We start from the raw sequence: 17725 nt of genomic DNA on the forward strand, positions 1-17725 counted from the left end.
AGAATTGAACCGTCGTGGCCCGTATCCCCTGCCTGGTCCCGCGGCGTTTCCCGTCGAATGCCCCGTCCGTCTGTCAAATTGCTGACACCGGATCGGAGTTGTCTAAGCCGGTGCCAAGCACCAACAATCGAATTGGAGAGGAAAATGGACGCTAAGGTCGATAAATCTGGCGGTTGCCCCGTGATGCATGGCGGCAATACCGCAATGGACAAGCCTGTAACCAAATGGTGGCCGAATGCCCTGAACCTCGACATTCTGCACCAGCATGGTGCCCGCACCAATCCGATGGACCCGGACTTCGATTTCCGCGAAGCGGTCAAGGGCCTGGACCATGAAGCCGTCAAGGCCGACGTGCGCGCCCTGATGACCGACAGCCAGGACTGGTGGCCGGCTGACTGGGGCCACTATGGCGGCCTGATGATCCGTCTTGCCTGGCACTCCGCGGGCTCCTACCGCATGCAGGATGGCCGTGGTGGCGCCGGGTCCGGGAATATCCGGTTTGCTCCGCTGAACTCCTGGCCGGACAATGCCAGCCTCGACAAGGCTCGCCGTCTGTTGTGGCCGGTGAAGAAGAAATACGGCAACGCGCTGTCCTGGGCCGACCTGATCATTCTCGCGGGCAACATGGCTTACGAATCCATGGGCTTCAAAACCTTCGGCTTCGGCTTTGGTCGTGAAGACATCTGGGGTCCGGAGACCGATGTTTACTGGGGGTCTGAAAAAGAGTGGCTGGCACCCGCTGAAAACCGCTACGAGAGCACCGACGACGCCGCGTCCCTGGAAAACCCGTTGGCAGCGGTGCATATGGGTCTGATCTATGTGAATCCGGAAGGTGTCGACGGCAAGCCCGACCCGGCCAAGACCGGCGCCCATGTACGTGAAACCTTCAAGCGCATGGCCATGAACGACGAGGAAACCGCGGCCCTGACCTGCGGCGGTCACACGGTCGGCAAGGCGCATGGTGGCGGTGCGGGCGACAATATCGGTGTTGAACCCGAGGCAACCGGCGTCGAAGCGCAGGGTCTCGGCTGGGCCAACCCGGACCAGGACGGCAAGGCCTCCAAGGCCTTCACTTCGGGCATCGAGGGCGCCTGGACCAAAGAGCCGACCAAGTTCGACATGGGCTATTTCGACTACCTCTTCAACTACGAGTGGGAACTGACCAAGTCTCCGGCAGGCGCGTGGCAATGGAAACCGGTCGACATGCCGGAAGACCAGAAGCCGGTCGATGCCAGCGACCCGTCGATCCGTCACGATCCGATGATGACGGATGCGGACATGGCCATGAAAGTGGACCCGGTCTACAACGAGATCTGCCGGAAATTCATGGCGGACGAGGCCTATTTCCGCGATTGCTTTGCCCGCGCCTGGTTCAAGCTGACCCACCGCGACATGGGCCCGCGCGCCAACTATCTTGGGCCGGACGTTCCGGCTGAAGACCTGATCTGGCAGGATCCGATCCCGGCCGGCTCGACCACCTATGACGTCGATGCCGTCAAGGCAAAGATCGCCGCAAGCGGTCTCAGCGCAGCCGAAATGATTGCAACGGCCTGGGACAGTGCCCGCACGTTCCGCGGTTCTGACAAGCGCGGCGGCGCCAACGGTTCCCGCATCCGTCTGGCACCGCAGAAGGACTGGGCCGGCAACGAGCCGGAGCGTCTTGCCAAGGTGCTGGCCGCACTTGAGCCGATTGCTGCTGAAACCGGTGCGTCCCTTGCCGATGTCATCGTTCTGGCTGGCAATGTGGGAGTGGAGCGGGGCATCAAGGCAGCCGGTTTTGACGCCACCGTTCCCTTCACAGCCGGTCGTGGTGATGCAAGTGACGAACAGACCGACGCAGAATCCTTCGAGGTTCTGGAGCCGCTCGCTGACGGTTTCCGGAACTGGGAAAAGGAAAACTACGCCGTCAGCCCGGAAGAGATGATGCTCGACCGTGCACAGCTCCTGGGCCTGACCGGCCAGGAAATGACGGTACTGGTCGGCGGGCTGCGTGTGCTCGGCGCCAATCACGGCGGCAGCAAGCACGGTGTCTTCACCGACCGGGAAGGCGCTCTGACCACGGATTTCTTCGTCAATCTGACCGATATGGCCAACAGCTGGCTGCCGGCGTCCGACGGAACCTACGAAATCCGTGACCGCAAGCTCGGCACCCTCAAGTGGACGGCCACCAGCGCTGACCTCGTGTTCGGTTCCAACTCGATCCTGCGGGCCTATGCCGAAGTCTATGCCCAGGACGACAATGCCGCGAAATTCGTCAAGGATTTCGTTGCCGCCTGGACCAAGATCATGAACGCGGACCGGTTTGATCTGGCTGCCTAAGCCAGTTTCGACATCCTGAGCGATTGGACGGCGCCCCGAATAATCTGGGCGCCGTTTTTTTTGTTTCCGTGTTCGTCGTTGCAGGGCTTGATCCAGCAATCCATGCCGTAACCTTTCACGGATGCCTCAGTCTAAGGTCTGGGCTATGTCATGGATCCCATCGTCAAGTATGGGATGACGAATGGCTGTCTCCTGGTTGGTCTAACTCAAGGCAATTCTCATCAATAAATTCTGCGCTGCGTCATAATGTAAAAGCATCCGCAAGAACCCCTATTTGCCTTGAAAAGTCATTGTTCCGTCACAAGGTTCATGTTGCACTGCGAAGCAGGTTCAAGTTGTACTTGAGGCCGCGCTACGTGGTGGCCGGACGGAAATGCTGCGGCAACGGCCGGTCCTGAATTTCAGGAGCTGTGTTCATATGTTTGATTTGACGGGGCATAAGGCCCTTGTTGTCGGCGTCGCGAATGATCAGTCCATCGCCTATGGCTGCGCCAGGGCGTTTCGTGCGCAAGGGGCCGATCTCGCAATCACTTATCTGAACGAGCGGGCCGAATCCTTTGTCCGTCCCCTGGCCGAACAGCTGGATGCGGAGATCATCGCGCCACTGGATGTGCGCGACGAGAGCCAGATGGATGCCTTGTTCGCAGAGATTGCAGGCAAGTGGGGCCGGCTCGATACGTTGTTGCACTCCATAGCCTTTTCCAAAAAGGAAGACCTTCATGGGCGTGTGGTCGACTGCTCCGCGGACGGCTTTGGCCTGGCCATGGATATCTCGGTTCATTCCTTTCTCCGCCTGATCCGCCGGTCCGAGCCGCTGATGCCAGAGGGCGGCACCTGCATGACGGTCTCTTTCATGGGCGCGCAGAAGGTGGTCGAAAATTACGGCGTCATGGGGCCGGTCAAGGCTGCGCTTGAAGCGGCGACGCGCTATGCTGCTGCTGAAATGGGGCCGAAGGGCATCTCGGTCCACGCATTGTCGCCGGGACCGCTGAAGACCCGGGCCGCCTCCGGCATCGCCGAGTTTGACGCCCTTCTGAATGACGCTGCGTCCCGTGCACCGACCCATCATCTGGCGACGATCGACGATGTCGGCGCCTATGCCGCGTTCCTTGCAAGCCGTGAGGCCTTCAACGTCACCGGTTCCGTGCATGCCATCGACGGCGGCTACAGCATTCTTGGATAGGAGGTCCTGATGAAGGACATTTTTGACGCATTTGAAAAGGGTCACAACGAGTTTCTGAACTCGCTCCAGGATGCGACCGCCTGGGGACCTTCGCAGCAGTTTACAAGGTTTCAGGCCCAGGCAACGGAACTCAGCAACCTCACCGAACTGATGGGCAGAGGGCTGACAAAACACCTGACCAATATCACCGAGGTGTACAAGACCCGCTGGCAGCAGAACATGTCGGCGCTTGGCAAGGCGATGGAAGACCTGGGAACCGCGCAGAAAGACGGGTCGTTTTCGGGTGATCTGGAGAGTTACTGGAAAGATGCCGCGCAGCGCATGGTGCTGACCATGGACACGCTCCGTCAGCGCGGTGACATCTTCCTGGAGCACGAGGAAGAGGGCTGTCCGCCGGTTCTCGTCTACGACTACGAGGTCGTGCTGGAAGGCGCCGACCTGCCGCGCCCCTCCTGTTATAGGCTGCTGAAGATCATCCCGCCGAAGGATGCCGTGCACCGTGAACCCAAACCCTGGAAACGGCCCTATATCATCATCGACCCGCGTGCAGGTCATGGCGCCGGCATTGGCGGGTTCAAGCCGGACAGCCAGGTGGGCGTTGCCCTGCGGGACGGCCATCCGGTCTATTTCGTCGCCTTCAAGCGCATGCCGGAGAAAGGCCAGACACTGGCCGATGTTACCCATTCCGAGGCGGCCTTTGTACGAAAGGTCATGGAACTCCACCCCGAAGCCCCCAATCCGGTTGTCACCGGCAATTGCCAGGGCGGCTGGGCAACGCTTCTGCTGGCGGCCACCAATCCGGATCTTTCCGGTCCTATCATCCTGAACGGTGCCCCCGTGGCCACCTGGTCTGGCCGGGTCGGCGAAAACCCGATGCGCTACAACGCCGGCATCCTGGGCGGCACCTGGAACGCCATGTACTATTCCGATCTCGGACATGGCGTCTTCGACGGGGCAGACATCGTCCAGAATTTTGAATTGCTCAACCCGGCCCGCAACTATTTTGGCAAGTACTACGACCTCTATGCCAAGGTCGACACCGAACCGGAACGTTTCCTGGACTTCGAACGCTGGTGGGGCGGCTATTTCCTCCTCAACGAGGCGGAGATGAAGTGGATCGTCGAGCAGCTTTTCGTCGGCAATCGACTTTCCAAGAACGAAGCGCAACTGGAACCGGGCCGCAATGTCGACATCAAGCAGATCCGGGCACCGATCATTGTTTTTGCCAGCTGGGGCGACAACATCACACCGCCGCAACAGGCGCTCGATTGGATCCTGGACACCTACACCGATGAGCGTGAAATCGCCATTCGGGGGCAGCGAATTATCTATATGATCCATGACCAGGTCGGACATCTCGGCATCTTTGTCTCCTCCAAAATCGCGAAGAAGGAACACACCGAGGTCACGTCGACGCTGAAGACTATCGAGGCCTTACCTCCCGGTCTTTATGAGATGACCATCGACGACTATGAAGGCGAGATACTGGAGCGCGAATTCACGGTCAGCTTCCACGAACGCACCATGGAAGACCTTGAGGCCATAAACGACGGACGGGAGGATGAAATCCCGTTTGCCGCGGTTGCAAGAGCCTCCGAGCAGCAGGCGGAATTCTACGATGTCTGCATTCGACCCTTTGTCCAGGCCGGTGTGACCGAACAGAGCGCGGAGCTGCGCCGTCAAACCCATCCGCTTCGGATGCAGCGGGCGATGATGTCGAGCCTCAATCCCTTCCTTCAGTGGTTGCCGGATCAGGCGGAACGGATCAAATCCGAGCGCACTCCAGTGACCAAGGACAATCCCTTTGTCAAGCTGGAGCGGGTCAACGCTGCTCTGATCGAGCAGTCGATGGATCTCTTCCGTGATCTGCGCGATACGGCTTACGAGAACATGTTCTTCACGCTTTGGGGCTCGCCTTTCATGCGCTGGTTTGGCCGCACGCACCAGCCGGGCCGCACGCTCAAACGCAAGGACGAATTGCGCAGCCTGCCGCCCGTTCAATCGGCGCTGATGCATGTCGAGGAAGGCGGATTCCGCGAGGCGGTGGTCCGCATGCTGATCCTGCTGGCCGAAAGCCGTGGCAATGTCCGCCGCGACCGGCTCGAGCGCTCCGCCCGGGTGCTGACACAGGACGAACCGTTCAGGTCGCTGACACCGGACGAACGCAGTTTCATGTTGCAGGAACAGACCCTGATCTGCGAATTCGCGCCTGAAAAGGCGATCGAGGCCTTGCCCAAGCTCTTGAAAACGAAACAGGAGCGGGAAACGGCTTCAAAAGTCGTCCGCTATATTCCGGGGGCGATCGATGAAATGACGACGCATACGCTGGAAACCCTGCAGCAGTTTCACAAGGTGCTCGATCTGCCGCCGGTTTCCGGAGACATCACGGAAGACCCCTTGGCCGTCGATGATGTTGAGAACGAGCCGACGAAACTGATTGAGGAAGACGGTCGAATAACGGTCGCCAAGACACCGGTCAAAGCTGTAGCCGCTGCCGAGGCTCCGAAGAAGGCGTCCTTACGCAAGCCTGCTGCACGCAAACCGGCGACCCGCAAGACGCCCGCCGGCAAGACAACTGCCGGCAAAGGCACAACGTCCCGCAAGCCGCGCAGCACATCCAAAAAATCGGAAGAACCGGCTGAATAAATGAAAAGGGGCGTCCGGGCCTCTCGGACGCCCCACAGAGCCCCCCTGGAATTTTTATTGGAGTTCGGCTCTGATCTGAAACGATGTTCCGCTTAGCTGGCGAATGGTATGTTCGGTTTGAGCTCCAAGGAATATCGGGATGCGTCTTGGTAGAACTGCCAAGACAGCATAGCAAGAACGCCTCCCGTCACAAGCCTTGCGACACGCTGGAACGGCAGAAAATTATCCGGAAAAATTGCGATGCTGATTTTATTGCGTTTTTTGCCGCATGCGGTGAGCTGAGCTTTTTTCTCATCCTTCCGCTGGGCGGCAAGAGCCCCTATGTTGGCCTGAGCCAGAAGTGCAGCAAGGCAGCGATTGACTGGCAGCCAACCTGAGGATTTCAAAGGAGTTCGAACAAACACATGTTCGACTGGGCCTATAAGAAGCGTCTGAAGGACGATCTGGAAAACTGGGTTGCCAAGGGTTGGGTCAGTTCCTCAGGTGCAGCAGCTATCCTGAAGGATCAGGATCAGGATGACGGCCGTTCGAGACTGCCGATGGCCCTGGCCGGAATTGGTGTGATCTGCGTTGCCCTGGCGGTTCTGGCCTTTATCGCGGCCAACTGGGATGCGATCCCCAAGCTTCTTAAGCTGATCGGGATCGCACTGCTTATTGTGACAAGCCACGGGCTTGCCGCGGTCGCAGCCACCAGAGGCCGCTCTGGTATTGCCGATCTGGCGACCGGTTTTGCGACGCTGGTCTTTATCGGCGGCATGGCGCTTGTCGGTCAGATCTTCCACTTGCCGTCGGACTGGGCGGGGGGCGCCTTCCTGGTTTGCCTTGGCGGCCTGGCCGGGGCCTGGCTGACCGGATCCAGAACCTCACTGACGGTGGCAGCCGGTGCCGCGATCACGTGGCAGGTCATGCGTGCCGACATCGGGGCGCCCGACCTTGCAGCCTCACTGATTGGTCTTGCGCTGACCCTTGCCGTGTTTCTGCATCCGGTCCTTTATCCCTCGCGTCTGACGCGCTGGGCGGCGATCGCCTTGCTCTGGGTGACCTATGGCCGATGGTTCGGCGAGACGGCAGATATCCTGTCAGGAGGAGACGACCTTGTGGTCGCGATGCTGCTGGCTGGCGCCGGCGGGCTCAGTGTCGTCATGCTGCAGCTCGACGCTGTCGCCGATCTCTACGTGAAATGGTCCAGCGATCTGCCCGCACGCGGGCACGGCCATTGGCTGATGGCAAGGTCGCTGCAGGATGTCGGCATGCTGGTCCTGTCGGTGCTGGTGGTTCTGTCTCTGGTGCTGGTCCCAGAAATAGCCGATGACCTGTCCGGTGAGGGTTTACTTGCGCTGCCAGGCCTGCTTCCGCTCGCGGCTGCTTTTCTGCTGACGGTGATCGGTCTGTTGCTGTCCTTTCAGACCGCAAAGGCGCGTGTGTTGTTTGCGGCAACCGGGCTGGCTCTGGTATCGGTGCTGATGCCTGTGGTCACGACCAATGTTCTGCTGTTGGCCGCGGTTTCCCTGACAGCCCTGACCGGACTGTGCGCCCTTGGCACCTGGTACAACAACCGTTTCTGGATGCTTTGCGCCTATCTGGCCCTGACGGCCGAGGCGCTTTGGCTCTTGCAGGTGACTGTCGGATCCCTACTTGGCCAGTCGCTGTTCTTCCTGGTGGCAGGTCTGGTTCTGCTTGCCATGGCGCTATGGCTTGCGCGTCTGTTCAGGCGCAGGCAGGCGCCCACCGCACCCGTTGCTGATGCCGGGGAGGTGCGCTCATGACTGCGGCCACCCAACCCTTGAGCGACAAGAAACCGTTTCTGTCTCCCTGGCTTCGCTGGGGGCTGCTGGCGCTGATCCAGCTTGGTTTGATCGCGATCCCGCTTGCAGACCGCATGCAGGTGCAGACGAGCGGGACCCTGGTGCCGCTTGCTGTTGTTCCGATCGACCCGCGCGACCTTTTGCGGGGCGACTACGTCATCATCAATCTGGCGATCGCGCGTGTGTCGGCAGACCTCCCCGGAAGCGAGGACCTGCGCGCCGGCGACAGTGTTTTTGTGGAGCTTGACCGGCAGGGAGATGGCGCTGCCACCCCGGTCGCGCTCTCAAGGGATCGATCGAAACTCGGGTCTCTGGCAATCGCCGGAACAGTGCAGTCCGCTACAGCCGAAGCGATCCGGATCGACTACGGCATCGATGCGTTTTTCCTGCCTGAAGGCGAGGGGCTTGAGATTGAGCGCATGGACACGGACCGTATCCTGTTGGAAGTGGCCGTCACCAAAGACGGCCGGTCGCTGCCGGTCAATCTTCTGGTTGATGGAAAACAGTTCCGCTCCGATGCGATCTTTTGACGTTTCGCCAAGAGGGGAGTATGAGCGCAGCACCCCTTTTCAGCTGAAAGTTCCTCATGACCGATCCTGCGCTCGACACTCTTCTGCTGCCGCTTGAAAGCGGCGAAGTCGATCTGCCCACCGGCGCGCGCTGCCTGTTCCTGCGCGCGCGGGCCGGACGGTCCCTTTCAAGCCTTTCCGACTTCGATGTGCTGTGCGAGCAGAGTTTTGCTCCGGACCGGGATGCCTTGCAGAAAGCCGGGCTTTCCGTGGAGGCGGAAACGCAATCCGATGGCTTCGATGCTGTTTTTGTCCTGCCGGGCCGTCAGCGTCAGGAAGCGCGGGCCCAGCTCGCGCGAGCTGTCTCCAAGACCAGACAAGGCGGTCTTGTGATTGCCTGCGCGCCGAACACGGAAGGGGCCAAGACCCTTGAGAAGGATCTCGGGGACCTTCTGGGCGGCGCGGAAAAGCTGACCAAGAACAAATGCCGTGTCGTCTGGCAGTCGGTGGAACCCGGTCGGCTTGACCAGGACCTGATGGCTGGCTGGCTGACGCTCGACGCACCGCGTCCGGTGATGGATGGCAATTGGACCAGCCGTCCGGGCATTTTTGCCTGGGACCGCATTGATCCGGCTTCCCGGTTGCTGGCAGATCATCTTCCGGAAACGTTGAAAGGAATGGGCGCCGATCTCGGCGCGGGTTTCGGCTTCCTGACCAGGACCGTCTTCGAAAAGGCGCCGAAAGTCACGGGGATGGATCTTTACGAGGCCGAGAAGCGGGCCCTCGATCTTGCGGAGCAAAATCTTGCAGCCTTCAAGGGCAAGCGGGCGATGAACGGCATCTGGTCCGACGTGACCAAAGGGATTGAAGGTCCCTACGACTTTATTGTCTCCAATCCCCCCTTTCACCAGGCTGGCAAGGCCGATCGGGCTGATGTTGGCCAGGGGTTTATCCGGGCAGCCGCTGCAGGTCTGCGCCCCGGCGGAGAGTTCTTTCTCGTTGCCAACCGGCATCTACCCTATGAGCAGACGCTCAGCGCCGTTTTCGCCAATGTCAGCCAATTGGCCGATGAAGGCGGCTATAAGGTCATCCGGGCCGTCAAGGCCAAGGGAGGGCGGTAAGATGACGGAAGCGACCGACCTGAAACACAGGGTTCAGGACTTCCCGAAGTCCATCTGCTTGTTCCTTTCTCCCCCCTGGCGGGGGAACAAGCGGCTAAGCCGAAATCTGCGCGCAGGCCTTTCGTACGGCTCCTGTCTTTTAAAAGGAGGCACGTCATGCGCCTTGTGAAACTCCTCGCCAATCTCGGCTATGGCAGCCGCAAGGAAATGCAGCAGGCGATCCGCAACGGCTGGGTATCCGACCGGGAGGGCAACCGGCTGAAAGCGGACGCCAAGACGGCGCATGAGGATATTCTCTTCGACGACGAGCCGCTTGATCCGGCACAGGGCGTGGTGATCCTGCTGAACAAGCCACTCGGCTACACCTGCTCGACCAAGGATCAGGGACGTCTTGTCTATGACTTGCTGCCGGATCGTTACCGCATGCGCAAGCCGGCATTGTCGACCATTGGCCGGCTCGACAAGGAAACCTCCGGGGCGTTGCTGTTCACCGATGACGGCACTTTTCTGCACAAGGTGATTTCGCCCAAGTCGGAAGTACCCAAGGTCTATGACGTCACGCTGGACCGGCCGATGACCGGGGACGAGGCAGCGCTCTTTGCCTCCGGCGAGATGATGCTGGAAAGCGAGGTGAAGCCTTTGAAACCGGCGGAACTCGAAGTGTTGGGAGAGAATAAGGCCCGTTTGACCCTGCACGAGGGGCGGTATCACCAGGTGCGTCGCATGTTCGCTGCCACGGGAAATCATGTCACCGACCTCTCCAGAACCCGTGTCGGCAGGCTCGGTGTTGATGGTCTTGACGAGGGTGGCTGGAAGATCCTGTCCGAAGAGGACAAGGCGTTGATTTTCGGCGCCTGACGATCAGAACATCGCCCGGCCATTTGGCCGGGCGATCTGTTTGTCGGGTTGATCAGGCGTTCGCCCGGCTCAACACCCGGATCCGGCTATCGAACTCGCCCCGGTCGACATAACAGCCGCGCAGGTGCCGGAAGCCCGTGTTGGGATCAAAGGCCGCCCGGCCGTGCAGGACACGCCGATTGTCGAAGATCACCATTTCACCGCCCTTGAGGCGCGTGGTGATGACGTAGTCCGGTGAGCGTGTCATGTGCATCAGCTTGCGATAGGCGCCATAAAAGGTCTCCATCCGGTCGGCCGGCAGATCGAAGATGCCGGCGAGATGGGCGTTGAAGTGCAGCTCCTGCAGATCTCCGAACGGGTCCAGGTCGATCACCCTGTGGTGCCGGCGGATGTCGTAGTCTTCGTCCTGGAAGCGGAACGGCACAGGCGTTTCCGCCAGCAGTTTGAAAGCCTCCGGATCCTCCGTCTTCAGATCAGAGGCAATGGCAAAGCCGTCACAGAAGGTCGAGCCGCCGCCTTCCGCCTCATTGGCCAGGCAATGCAGGAACTGAAAGCCCGGCGGCAGTTCCTGATTGGCAAGGTCGGTGTGCAGCGGCAAGGCGTGGGACGTATAGGCAAGGTTGTTCGGGTTCGGCTTCGACATGACTTCGAAGGTGGTGCCGAAATTGGTCTCGCGCAGGAAGCCGATGCGCCGGGCCATGGCCATGCCGGCTTCGGTGTCGTCCACCATGCCGTCAACCAGCGCAAGGCCGGTCTTCTTGGCTTCGATGAGAAAGTCGAGCAGGGCGTCGTCCCTCGTCATCAGGTCCCTGGCCGCTGCGCGTGGCAGCGACGCCGGGTCGAGATCGCCTCGCCAGAGCACCGGGGCGACCTTGGCCGGGTCGGCGAGGCCGACACCCGGACGATGCGCCAGCAGCCAGTCTGCCCGGTAGCGGCTGACATGGCCGTCATCGGCCCAGGTCAGCACGATGTCGCCCTCGTCCTGATCGGCACTGTCAATGGTGATGTCCATCGGGATGCTGGTCAGGTCGAATTGGCGTTCCTGGGTCTGCGGATGAAAGCCGCTTGGGCAATTGTCTCGCAGCCAGAGAAAGGGAAAGTCTGCCTGGGTTCCGTCCGGCCAGGCAACATGAAGCACGCGGTCATCGCCGCGAAGGGTAAGGCTTGTCATTTTTTTGATCGTCCGTCGATGTCAGAATCTGGTGGCGTGCCGGGCACGCAAACATCAACAGCTTGCGGGGGGCGGCCACCACCAGTAGGCTTTTGCATGCGGATTGCCGGGGTTGCGCCCGAGAATTGCAAACATAAGGATCATGCCTGTTCGCGGGACATGGCCCGCAGATCAACGTTGCGCTGACGTTACATCAAAAGAAACACCCGGCAAAACAGATTTTGCCGGGTGTACATGTGTTTTTGAGCGGGCTGTTTCAGGACCTTGATGCCCTGGCCGCAAGCGCGATGGTGATATAGCTCCAGCCATTGACCAAGACCGAGATGCCGGCGATCAGGCCGAGCGCCCAGGCGGCGGAACTCGGCAGTTCCATCCAGATCATGCCGCCGGCCGCCAAGGAGACGATGCCGGCAATCAGGACCCAGACCCAGCCGTCATGCGGCTTCAGCTTGAATGCGAGCAGGATTTGCGTCACGCCCTGGGCGATGAAAATCGCGGCAATCACCAGAGTCAGGGCGAAGGTGCCGGCAAGCGGGTTCACATAGATCACGATCCCGCCGATGACGGCGATGATGCCGGTGATCAGGTTCCAGAGGAAGCTGGAGGTACCCTGGGTCTTGAAGGAATTGTAGATCTGCACCAGTCCGCCGATGAACAGCACGGCGGCAATCAGGATCGTCACGGCGATGGACGTCGCCAGCGGTGCGGCGATCAGGATCATGCCGCCGATCACGAGGGCTACCCCGAGCGCCAGAAACCAGCCCCAGTTTTCCTGGATTTTCTTCTTCATGTCTTCCACGGCCTGAACGGCATCTGTCATCTTGACCTCCTCACGCACCGGTTGAGCGTTCAATTTGGACACGGTAACCCCTTCGCAAATAAACGCAATATGCTGATGACAATCGAAAGAACGGGAGGCCCCACGGGCAAAGCCTTGACAATGGGTGTGTATATGCACACAAGAAGGGCATGGAAGAGGACGATTTTTCGCTTTGCGTTCTGGACAACGCCCGCAAGGCGGCGCGGGCCGTCAGCCGGCACTATGACCGGTTGGCCCGGCAGGTGGGTATGACGGCCGGTCAATTCTCGGTGCTCGTCGCAATCCGCCAGACCCGTCAGGAGACGACCGGAGAGCTGGCGTCCCGGCTGTCCATGGAGCGGACGACGCTGGTGCGCAACATCGCGCTTCTGGAGCGAAAGGGATTTGTGACAGCCGGCCCCTTGCGGGAGGGCAGGGGCAAAACCTATCTCCTGACCGAGCGCGGCGCCCGCCTGCTTGAAGAAGCCCTTCCGCTTTGGCGAAAGGCGCAGGGGGATGTCAGGGAGCTGCTCGGGACGGAAGATTTTTACAAGACCATCGATACCTTGAAGCGCCTGTCGGAGCTTTGAGGCAAACCTGGCTGAGACGGATGATCGTCAGCCGATTTCTAGGCAGATATGTGTAATTGCACATCGTAAAAGTAACAAGTGAGGTAGGGTATGCGCCGTGTTGTCGTAACGGGTTTGGGTGTGGTGTCTCCGGTCGGGACGGGTCTGGAAGGGTTCTGGCAACGGATCTCGGCCGGAGCAAACGGCATCCGCAAGATCAGCCAGTTTGATGCCGGGGATCTCGCCTGCCAGGTTGCCGGAGAAGTTCCCGCCAAATCCGAAGACGAATTCGGCTTTGATGTCGATGCCGTGATGGAACCGCGCGAACAGCGCCGGTCTGACCGCTTCATTCACTTTGCCATGGGCGCGGTTCAGGAAGCGCTCGCCCATGCCGGCTGGGAGCCGAAAACCGACCGCGATAAGGAACGCACCGGCACCATCATCGGCACCGGCGTTGGCGGCTTTCCGGCGATGACCGCAGGCACGCGCCTTGTGGATGAAAAGGGACCACGCCGGGCGTCGCCGTTCCTGGTGCCGTCTTTCCTGGCCAATCTGGCAGCCGGTCAGGTGTCCATTCGCCACGGTCTGAAGGGCCCGATCGGGGCACCTGTGACCGCCTGTGCCGCCAGCCTTCAGGCCCTTGGTGACGCCGCACGCCTGATCCGCGGCGGGGAAGCGGACGTGATGGTGGCCGGAGGCGCAGAGGCCTGTATCGACAAGGTCTCCTATGCCGGTTTCTGCGCCGCCAAGGCCATGTCGTCCAAACGAAACGACGACCCGGCCCATGCCTCCCGTCCGTTTGACCAGGACCGCGATGGCTTCATCATGGGAGAGGGTGCCGGCATTCTCATCCTGGAAGACTATGAGCACGCCAGGGCCCGGGGTGCGACCATTCACGCAGAGCTTTCCGGATATGGCACAAGTGCAGACGCTTTCCATGTCACGGCGTCCTCGCCGGATGGCGAAGGCGGATTGCGCGCCATGCGCCAGGCGCTGTCGACCGCCAACCTGTCGCCTTCCGACATCGGCTATGTCAACGCGCATTCGACCTCGACCCCGGTTGGAGATGCGGCTGAAATCGCTGCGTTGAACACGCTCTTCGAGAGACGCGGCAAGGATCTGGCGGTTTCGTCTTCCAAATCCATGTTCGGACATTTGCTCGGTGCCGCTGGCGCGGTGGAAGCGATCACCTGCGTCAAGGCGCTGATGAGCGGTCTGCTGCCGCCGTCCCGAAATCTGGACAACGCTGATGAGGCCATGCAGCGGTTCGAACTTGTCCCCGGCAAGGCGATTGCCCGCGAGGTCAACCACATCCTTACCAACGGTTTCGGCTTTGGCGGCGTCAATGCAAGCGCGGTGTTTTCTCGGGTGTAAGCCGGCTTATCGGTAAGCATGATGCAATAGCGTGAACCTTCAACTTCGTCATTGCAGGGCTTGACCCTGCAATCCATGCCGCGACCATGCCTCACGAGAGGTTTTCATCTGCGTGAGACAACGGCATGGATCCCATGGTCGAGCCATGGGACGACGGGGTTCGATCAAAAACTCCGCCAAGTTTCCACCGGCGGTGCCAGTCCACGATTTTCACTTGGCAATTCATCGATTCCCATTTATGAGAAAAATCTCAAATATGGGAATCGACATGAAAGACCTCGATCAAGACATCGGCCGGCGAATTGCCGAGCTGCGCCGCGCGCGGGACTGGCCGCTGGATCAATTGGCGGACAGGTCCGGCGTGAGCCGGGCGACCCTCTCGCGCATCGAACGTGGTGATACCAGCCCAACAGCCGTCGCGCTCGGGCAGCTCGCCCGGGCCTTCGGGCTATCCATGGCGGATCTTTTCGGTTTTGGGGCGCCGACACTGGATGCCCGGATCGCCCGTGAAGACCAACCGGTCTGGCAGGACCCGGAGACCGGATTTTGCCGCCGGAGCGTGTCGCCGGCCGCGAGCGGCTTTCGCGGCAGCATTATCGAAGGTGAGCTGCCGGCAGGCCAGACGATTTCCTATGCCGTACCGCCTTTGCCGGACCTGGAACATCACCTTGTGCTTCTGGACGGTGCTCTGGTGATGACGCTTGGCGAGGAACGATACGCGCTTTCACCCGGCGACTGCCTGCGCTTCCGCCTGAACGCCGCCAACGCCTATCATGCGCCCGGACCTCAAAACGCCCGCTATCTCCTGACAGTGATCACACCATGACTTTGCCTGACGCACACACTAAGACCTTTCAGCCTGAGGCACCGATTAAGCTGATGACACCGGAGGACGCCGAAACCTTGGTGCCTCAACTCGGCGCTCTGCTGACGGCCTGCGTGGAAGATGGAGCGGGCATCGGCTTTGTTCTGCCCATGTCTCAGGAGGAGGCGGAGGCGTTCTGGCAGAGCAGGCTGCCGTCACTGGAAGCGGGGGAGGCATTTCTCATGATTGCGCGTGACGGCGTCGACATCGCAGGTGTCGTTATGCTGGCACTTGCACCACAGGACAATGGTCGTCATCGGGCGGAGGTCGCCAAGCTGATGGTGCACCCGAACCACCGCCGAAAAGGGCTCGCCCGCAAACTGATGGCCGCGATTGACGGCCTGGCATTGTCCCTGGACCGCTGGCTTCTGGTGCTCGACACCGTCACTGGCGACCGCGCCGAAACCCTTTACCCGACCTGCGGCTACGAGAAAGTCGGCATCATTCCGGACTATGCCTATGGCAGCCACGGTACGCTGGATGCGACGACCGTGTTTTACAAGGACCTGCGCTGATCAGTTAAGCCTCGCTCAGCATCTCCAGCTCCAGCCACTGTTCCTCCGCAGCATCCTTTTCTGCTGTCAGGTCAGTGATTTGCTGGGAGATCCTGGCAAACTTGTCCGGGTTCCTGGCAAAGAGGTTCGGGTCGTTCATCTCGCCCTGAAGCGCTTCAAGCTGCGCTTCAAGTGACTCGATCGTGTCCGGTAACGTCTTCAGAAGATGCTGCTGCGTGAAGCTGAGTTTCGACTTTTGCTGCGGCTTGGTGGCCGAACCGTTTGACGTTGCGGCCTTTTCCTTCTTTGCCGTTACCTGTTTTTCGGCCTTTCGGGCCGTGACGCCTTCACCGCGCTGCGCCAGCATGTCGCTATAGCCGCCGGCATATTCGCGCCAGAGGCCCTTGCCTTCCGAGACGATCACGGAAGTTGCGACGCGGTCGAGAAAATCACGGTCGTGAGAGACGATCAGGGCCGTGCCGGGGTAGTCGGCCAGAAGCTCCTGCAGCAGGTCGAGGGTTTCCAGATCCAGGTCGTTGGTCGGTTCGTCGAGCACCATCAGATTGGATTTGTTGGCGAGCGCCCTGGCCAGCATGGCGCGGGCCCGTTCACCGCCAGAGAGCGCATGCACCGGGGTGCGGGCCTGTTCCGGCGAAAACAAGAAGTCCTTCATGTAGGACATCACGTGCTTGGTCTCGTCGCCGATCACGACCATGTCGCCGCGACCGCCGGTCAGGACGGAAGACAGGCTGTCATTGAGGTCGAGATTTTCACGCTTCTGGTCAAGCGTCACCATTTCCAGATTGGTGCCAAGCCGGGTGGAGCCGGTGTCCGGTGCCAGCTCGCCGGTGAGCATTTTCAAAAGTGTGGTTTTTCCGGCGCCATTGGGGCCTACAAATCCGATTCGGTCACCGCGCTGAATCCGGCTGGAAAACTCCTTCACGATGGTGCGCTCACCATAGGTCTTGGAAATGCCCTTGGCCTCGATCACCAGTTTGCCGGAGACTTCCGCTTCCGTTGCACTCAGCTTCGCGGTGCCCTGCGGGCCGCGATGCTCACGCTTCTGCTTGCGAAGATCGGCGAGCTCCCGCACGCGTCGCATGTTGCGTTTGCGACGTGCGGTGACACCGTAGGTCATCCAGTGTTCTTCGCGCTTGATCTTCTGTGCAAGCTTTTGCTGGTCGATCTCTTCCTGTTCGAACACCTCGTCCCGCCAGGCCTCGAAATGGGCAAAACCCTTGTCCATGCGCCGGGCCGTGCCTCGGTCGATCCAGATTGTGGCGCGGGATAGATTTTCCAGGAACCGGCGGTCGTGAGAAATCAGCACGAGGGCCGATTTCAGGCTTTTCAGTTCGTCTTCCAGCCATTCGATGGCCGGCAGGTCCAGGTGGTTGGTCGGCTCGTCCAGCAGCAGAATATCGGGTTCGGGCGCAAGTGTTCTGGCAAGCGCCGCCCGGCGTGCCTCTCCTCCGGACAGGGAATTGGGGTCTTCCTTGCCGGTCAGGCCGAGGACCTCCAGCAGGTAGGCGCCGCGATAGGGATCGTCGCCCTCCGTCAGGCCTTCGTTCACATAGTCGAGCACCGAGGTGTAGGCGGATAGATCGGGGTCCTGTGGCAGGTAGCGGACAGTCCGGCCCGGCTGGAAGAACCGCTCGCCCTTGTCCATGTCCACCATGCCGGCGGCAATCTTTAGAAGGGTCGATTTGCCCGAGCCGTTGCGGCCGACCAGGCACAGCCTGTCGCCCTCGGAGACGGAGAGGTCAGCGCCGGTCAAAAGCGGAGTGCCGCCGAAGGTCAGGTGAACGTCGCGAAGCGTTAGAAGAGGCGGGGCCATGTATCTTTTGAACGGGTGCTTGGTTTGTGATCGGCGCCCGGTTTACTGGGCGGGCGAGAGCCGCGCAAGCGAAACGGAAAGACGCTCTGACATTTTTGATCGGCCGATCCGAGATTTCCGCACCTAAATCGGCTATGATGTCCAACAAGTGGACAGGGCTGACCACGAGAGCGCAGCC

General features: G+C 60.4%; 15 protein-coding genes. 12 read left to right on the plus strand and 3 right to left on the minus strand.

The window, feature by feature from the left end:
• Positions 1-144 precede the first annotated feature (144 nt).
• The 8 genes from katG to ACO6TG_RS23575 all read left to right on the plus strand — a co-directional run bounded on the left by katG (position 145) and on the right by ACO6TG_RS23575 (position 10441).
• On the plus strand, positions 145-2319 hold the full coding sequence (katG, locus tag ACO6TG_RS23540; protein WP_422375417.1) for a catalase/peroxidase HPI: 2175 nt from the start codon (positions 145-147) through the stop codon (positions 2317-2319).
• A gap of 418 nt (positions 2320-2737) precedes the next feature.
• Entirely contained in the window at positions 2738-3502 is a 765-nt protein-coding gene (fabI, locus tag ACO6TG_RS23545; protein WP_422375418.1) for an enoyl-ACP reductase FabI, read from the plus strand.
• Positions 3503-3511: 9 nt separating this feature from the next.
• Entirely contained in the window at positions 3512-6148 is a 2637-nt protein-coding gene (locus ACO6TG_RS23550) for a DUF3141 domain-containing protein (protein ID WP_422375419.1), read from the plus strand.
• A 146-nt stretch (positions 6149-6294) separates the two neighbouring features.
• Complete coding sequence (locus tag ACO6TG_RS23555; RefSeq protein ID WP_422375420.1) at positions 6295-6525, plus strand: hypothetical protein; 231 nt, start codon at positions 6295-6297, stop codon at positions 6523-6525.
• 27 nt (positions 6526-6552) lie between these two features.
• Positions 6553-7914: a DUF2157 domain-containing protein gene (locus tag ACO6TG_RS23560; RefSeq protein ID WP_422375421.1), complete on the plus strand. Its 1362-nt coding sequence runs from the start codon at positions 6553-6555 to the stop codon at positions 7912-7914.
• Entirely contained in the window at positions 7911-8483 is a 573-nt protein-coding gene (locus ACO6TG_RS23565; protein ID WP_422375422.1) for a GDYXXLXY domain-containing protein, read from the plus strand. Before ACO6TG_RS23560 ends, ACO6TG_RS23565 begins: the two co-directional genes overlap by 4 nt.
• A gap of 56 nt (positions 8484-8539) precedes the next feature.
• Positions 8540-9583: a class I SAM-dependent methyltransferase gene (locus ACO6TG_RS23570; protein ID WP_422375423.1), complete on the plus strand. Its 1044-nt coding sequence runs from the start codon at positions 8540-8542 to the stop codon at positions 9581-9583.
• A gap of 156 nt (positions 9584-9739) precedes the next feature.
• The gene (locus tag ACO6TG_RS23575) at positions 9740-10441 is read left to right on the plus strand and encodes a pseudouridine synthase (protein ID WP_422375424.1); all 702 of its coding nucleotides are present in this window, start codon (positions 9740-9742) and stop codon (positions 10439-10441) included.
• A gap of 52 nt (positions 10442-10493) precedes the next feature.
• Here the strand turns inward: ACO6TG_RS23575 and ACO6TG_RS23580 are convergent, their stop codons facing one another.
• Both ACO6TG_RS23580 and ACO6TG_RS23585 read right to left on the minus strand, forming a co-directional pair.
• Entirely contained in the window at positions 10494-11612 is a 1119-nt protein-coding gene (locus ACO6TG_RS23580; RefSeq protein ID WP_422375425.1) for a TauD/TfdA family dioxygenase, read from the minus strand.
• A gap of 256 nt (positions 11613-11868) precedes the next feature.
• Complete coding sequence (locus tag ACO6TG_RS23585) at positions 11869-12432, minus strand: HdeD family acid-resistance protein (protein WP_422375426.1); 564 nt, start codon at positions 12430-12432, stop codon at positions 11869-11871.
• Between the two features lie 149 nt (positions 12433-12581).
• Here ACO6TG_RS23585 and ACO6TG_RS23590 point away from each other — a divergent pair, with 149 nt between their 5' ends.
• From ACO6TG_RS23590 to ACO6TG_RS23605, 4 genes are all read left to right on the plus strand, one after another.
• Positions 12582-13001, plus strand: a complete 420-nt coding sequence (locus ACO6TG_RS23590; protein ID WP_422375427.1) for a MarR family winged helix-turn-helix transcriptional regulator — start codon at positions 12582-12584, stop codon at positions 12999-13001.
• A gap of 90 nt (positions 13002-13091) precedes the next feature.
• Positions 13092-14354 (plus strand): beta-ketoacyl-ACP synthase II, encoded by a 1263-nt coding sequence (gene fabF / locus ACO6TG_RS23595; RefSeq protein WP_422375428.1) that lies wholly within the window; start codon positions 13092-13094, stop codon positions 14352-14354.
• A gap of 268 nt (positions 14355-14622) precedes the next feature.
• Positions 14623-15180: a helix-turn-helix domain-containing protein gene (locus ACO6TG_RS23600; protein WP_422375429.1), complete on the plus strand. Its 558-nt coding sequence runs from the start codon at positions 14623-14625 to the stop codon at positions 15178-15180.
• Between the two features lie 53 nt (positions 15181-15233).
• On the plus strand, positions 15234-15734 hold the full coding sequence (locus tag ACO6TG_RS23605; protein ID WP_422375430.1) for a GNAT family N-acetyltransferase: 501 nt from the start codon (positions 15234-15236) through the stop codon (positions 15732-15734).
• A gap of 4 nt (positions 15735-15738) precedes the next feature.
• Here the strand turns inward: ACO6TG_RS23605 and ACO6TG_RS23610 are convergent, their stop codons facing one another.
• Positions 15739-17547: an ATP-binding cassette domain-containing protein gene (locus ACO6TG_RS23610; RefSeq protein ID WP_422375431.1), complete on the minus strand. Its 1809-nt coding sequence runs from the start codon at positions 17545-17547 to the stop codon at positions 15739-15741.
• Positions 17548-17725: the final 178 nt, after the last annotated feature.

The organism is Roseibium sp., from assembly GCF_965233565.1.
Lineage (GTDB): Bacteria > Pseudomonadota > Alphaproteobacteria > Rhizobiales > Stappiaceae > Roseibium.

Excerpts from the sequence above, each read along its gene's own strand:
- ACO6TG_RS23570 (WP_422375423.1), top strand. The coding sequence starts at position 8,540 with ATGACCGATCCTGCGCTCGACACTCTTCTGCTGCCGCTTGAAAGCGGC.
- ACO6TG_RS23610 (WP_422375431.1), bottom strand. The coding sequence starts at position 17,547 with ATGGCCCCGCCTCTTCTAACGCTTCGCGACGTTCACCTGACCTTCGGC.
- ACO6TG_RS23600 (WP_422375429.1), top strand. The coding sequence starts at position 14,623 with ATGAAAGACCTCGATCAAGACATCGGCCGGCGAATTGCCGAGCTGCGC.
- ACO6TG_RS23605 (WP_422375430.1), top strand. The coding sequence starts at position 15,234 with ATGACACCGGAGGACGCCGAAACCTTGGTGCCTCAACTCGGCGCTCTG.
- ACO6TG_RS23565 (WP_422375422.1), top strand. The coding sequence starts at position 7,911 with ATGACTGCGGCCACCCAACCCTTGAGCGACAAGAAACCGTTTCTGTCT.
- ACO6TG_RS23550 (WP_422375419.1), top strand. The coding sequence starts at position 3,512 with ATGAAGGACATTTTTGACGCATTTGAAAAGGGTCACAACGAGTTTCTG.
- ACO6TG_RS23590 (WP_422375427.1), top strand. The coding sequence starts at position 12,582 with ATGGAAGAGGACGATTTTTCGCTTTGCGTTCTGGACAACGCCCGCAAG.
- katG (WP_422375417.1), top strand. The coding sequence starts at position 145 with ATGGACGCTAAGGTCGATAAATCTGGCGGTTGCCCCGTGATGCATGGC.
- fabI (WP_422375418.1), top strand. The coding sequence starts at position 2,738 with ATGTTTGATTTGACGGGGCATAAGGCCCTTGTTGTCGGCGTCGCGAAT.
- ACO6TG_RS23585 (WP_422375426.1), bottom strand. The coding sequence starts at position 12,432 with ATGACAGATGCCGTTCAGGCCGTGGAAGACATGAAGAAGAAAATCCAG.
- fabF (WP_422375428.1), top strand. The coding sequence starts at position 13,092 with ATGCGCCGTGTTGTCGTAACGGGTTTGGGTGTGGTGTCTCCGGTCGGG.
- ACO6TG_RS23580 (WP_422375425.1), bottom strand. The coding sequence starts at position 11,612 with ATGACAAGCCTTACCCTTCGCGGCGATGACCGCGTGCTTCATGTTGCC.
- ACO6TG_RS23560 (WP_422375421.1), top strand. The coding sequence starts at position 6,553 with ATGTTCGACTGGGCCTATAAGAAGCGTCTGAAGGACGATCTGGAAAAC.
- ACO6TG_RS23575 (WP_422375424.1), top strand. The coding sequence starts at position 9,740 with ATGCGCCTTGTGAAACTCCTCGCCAATCTCGGCTATGGCAGCCGCAAG.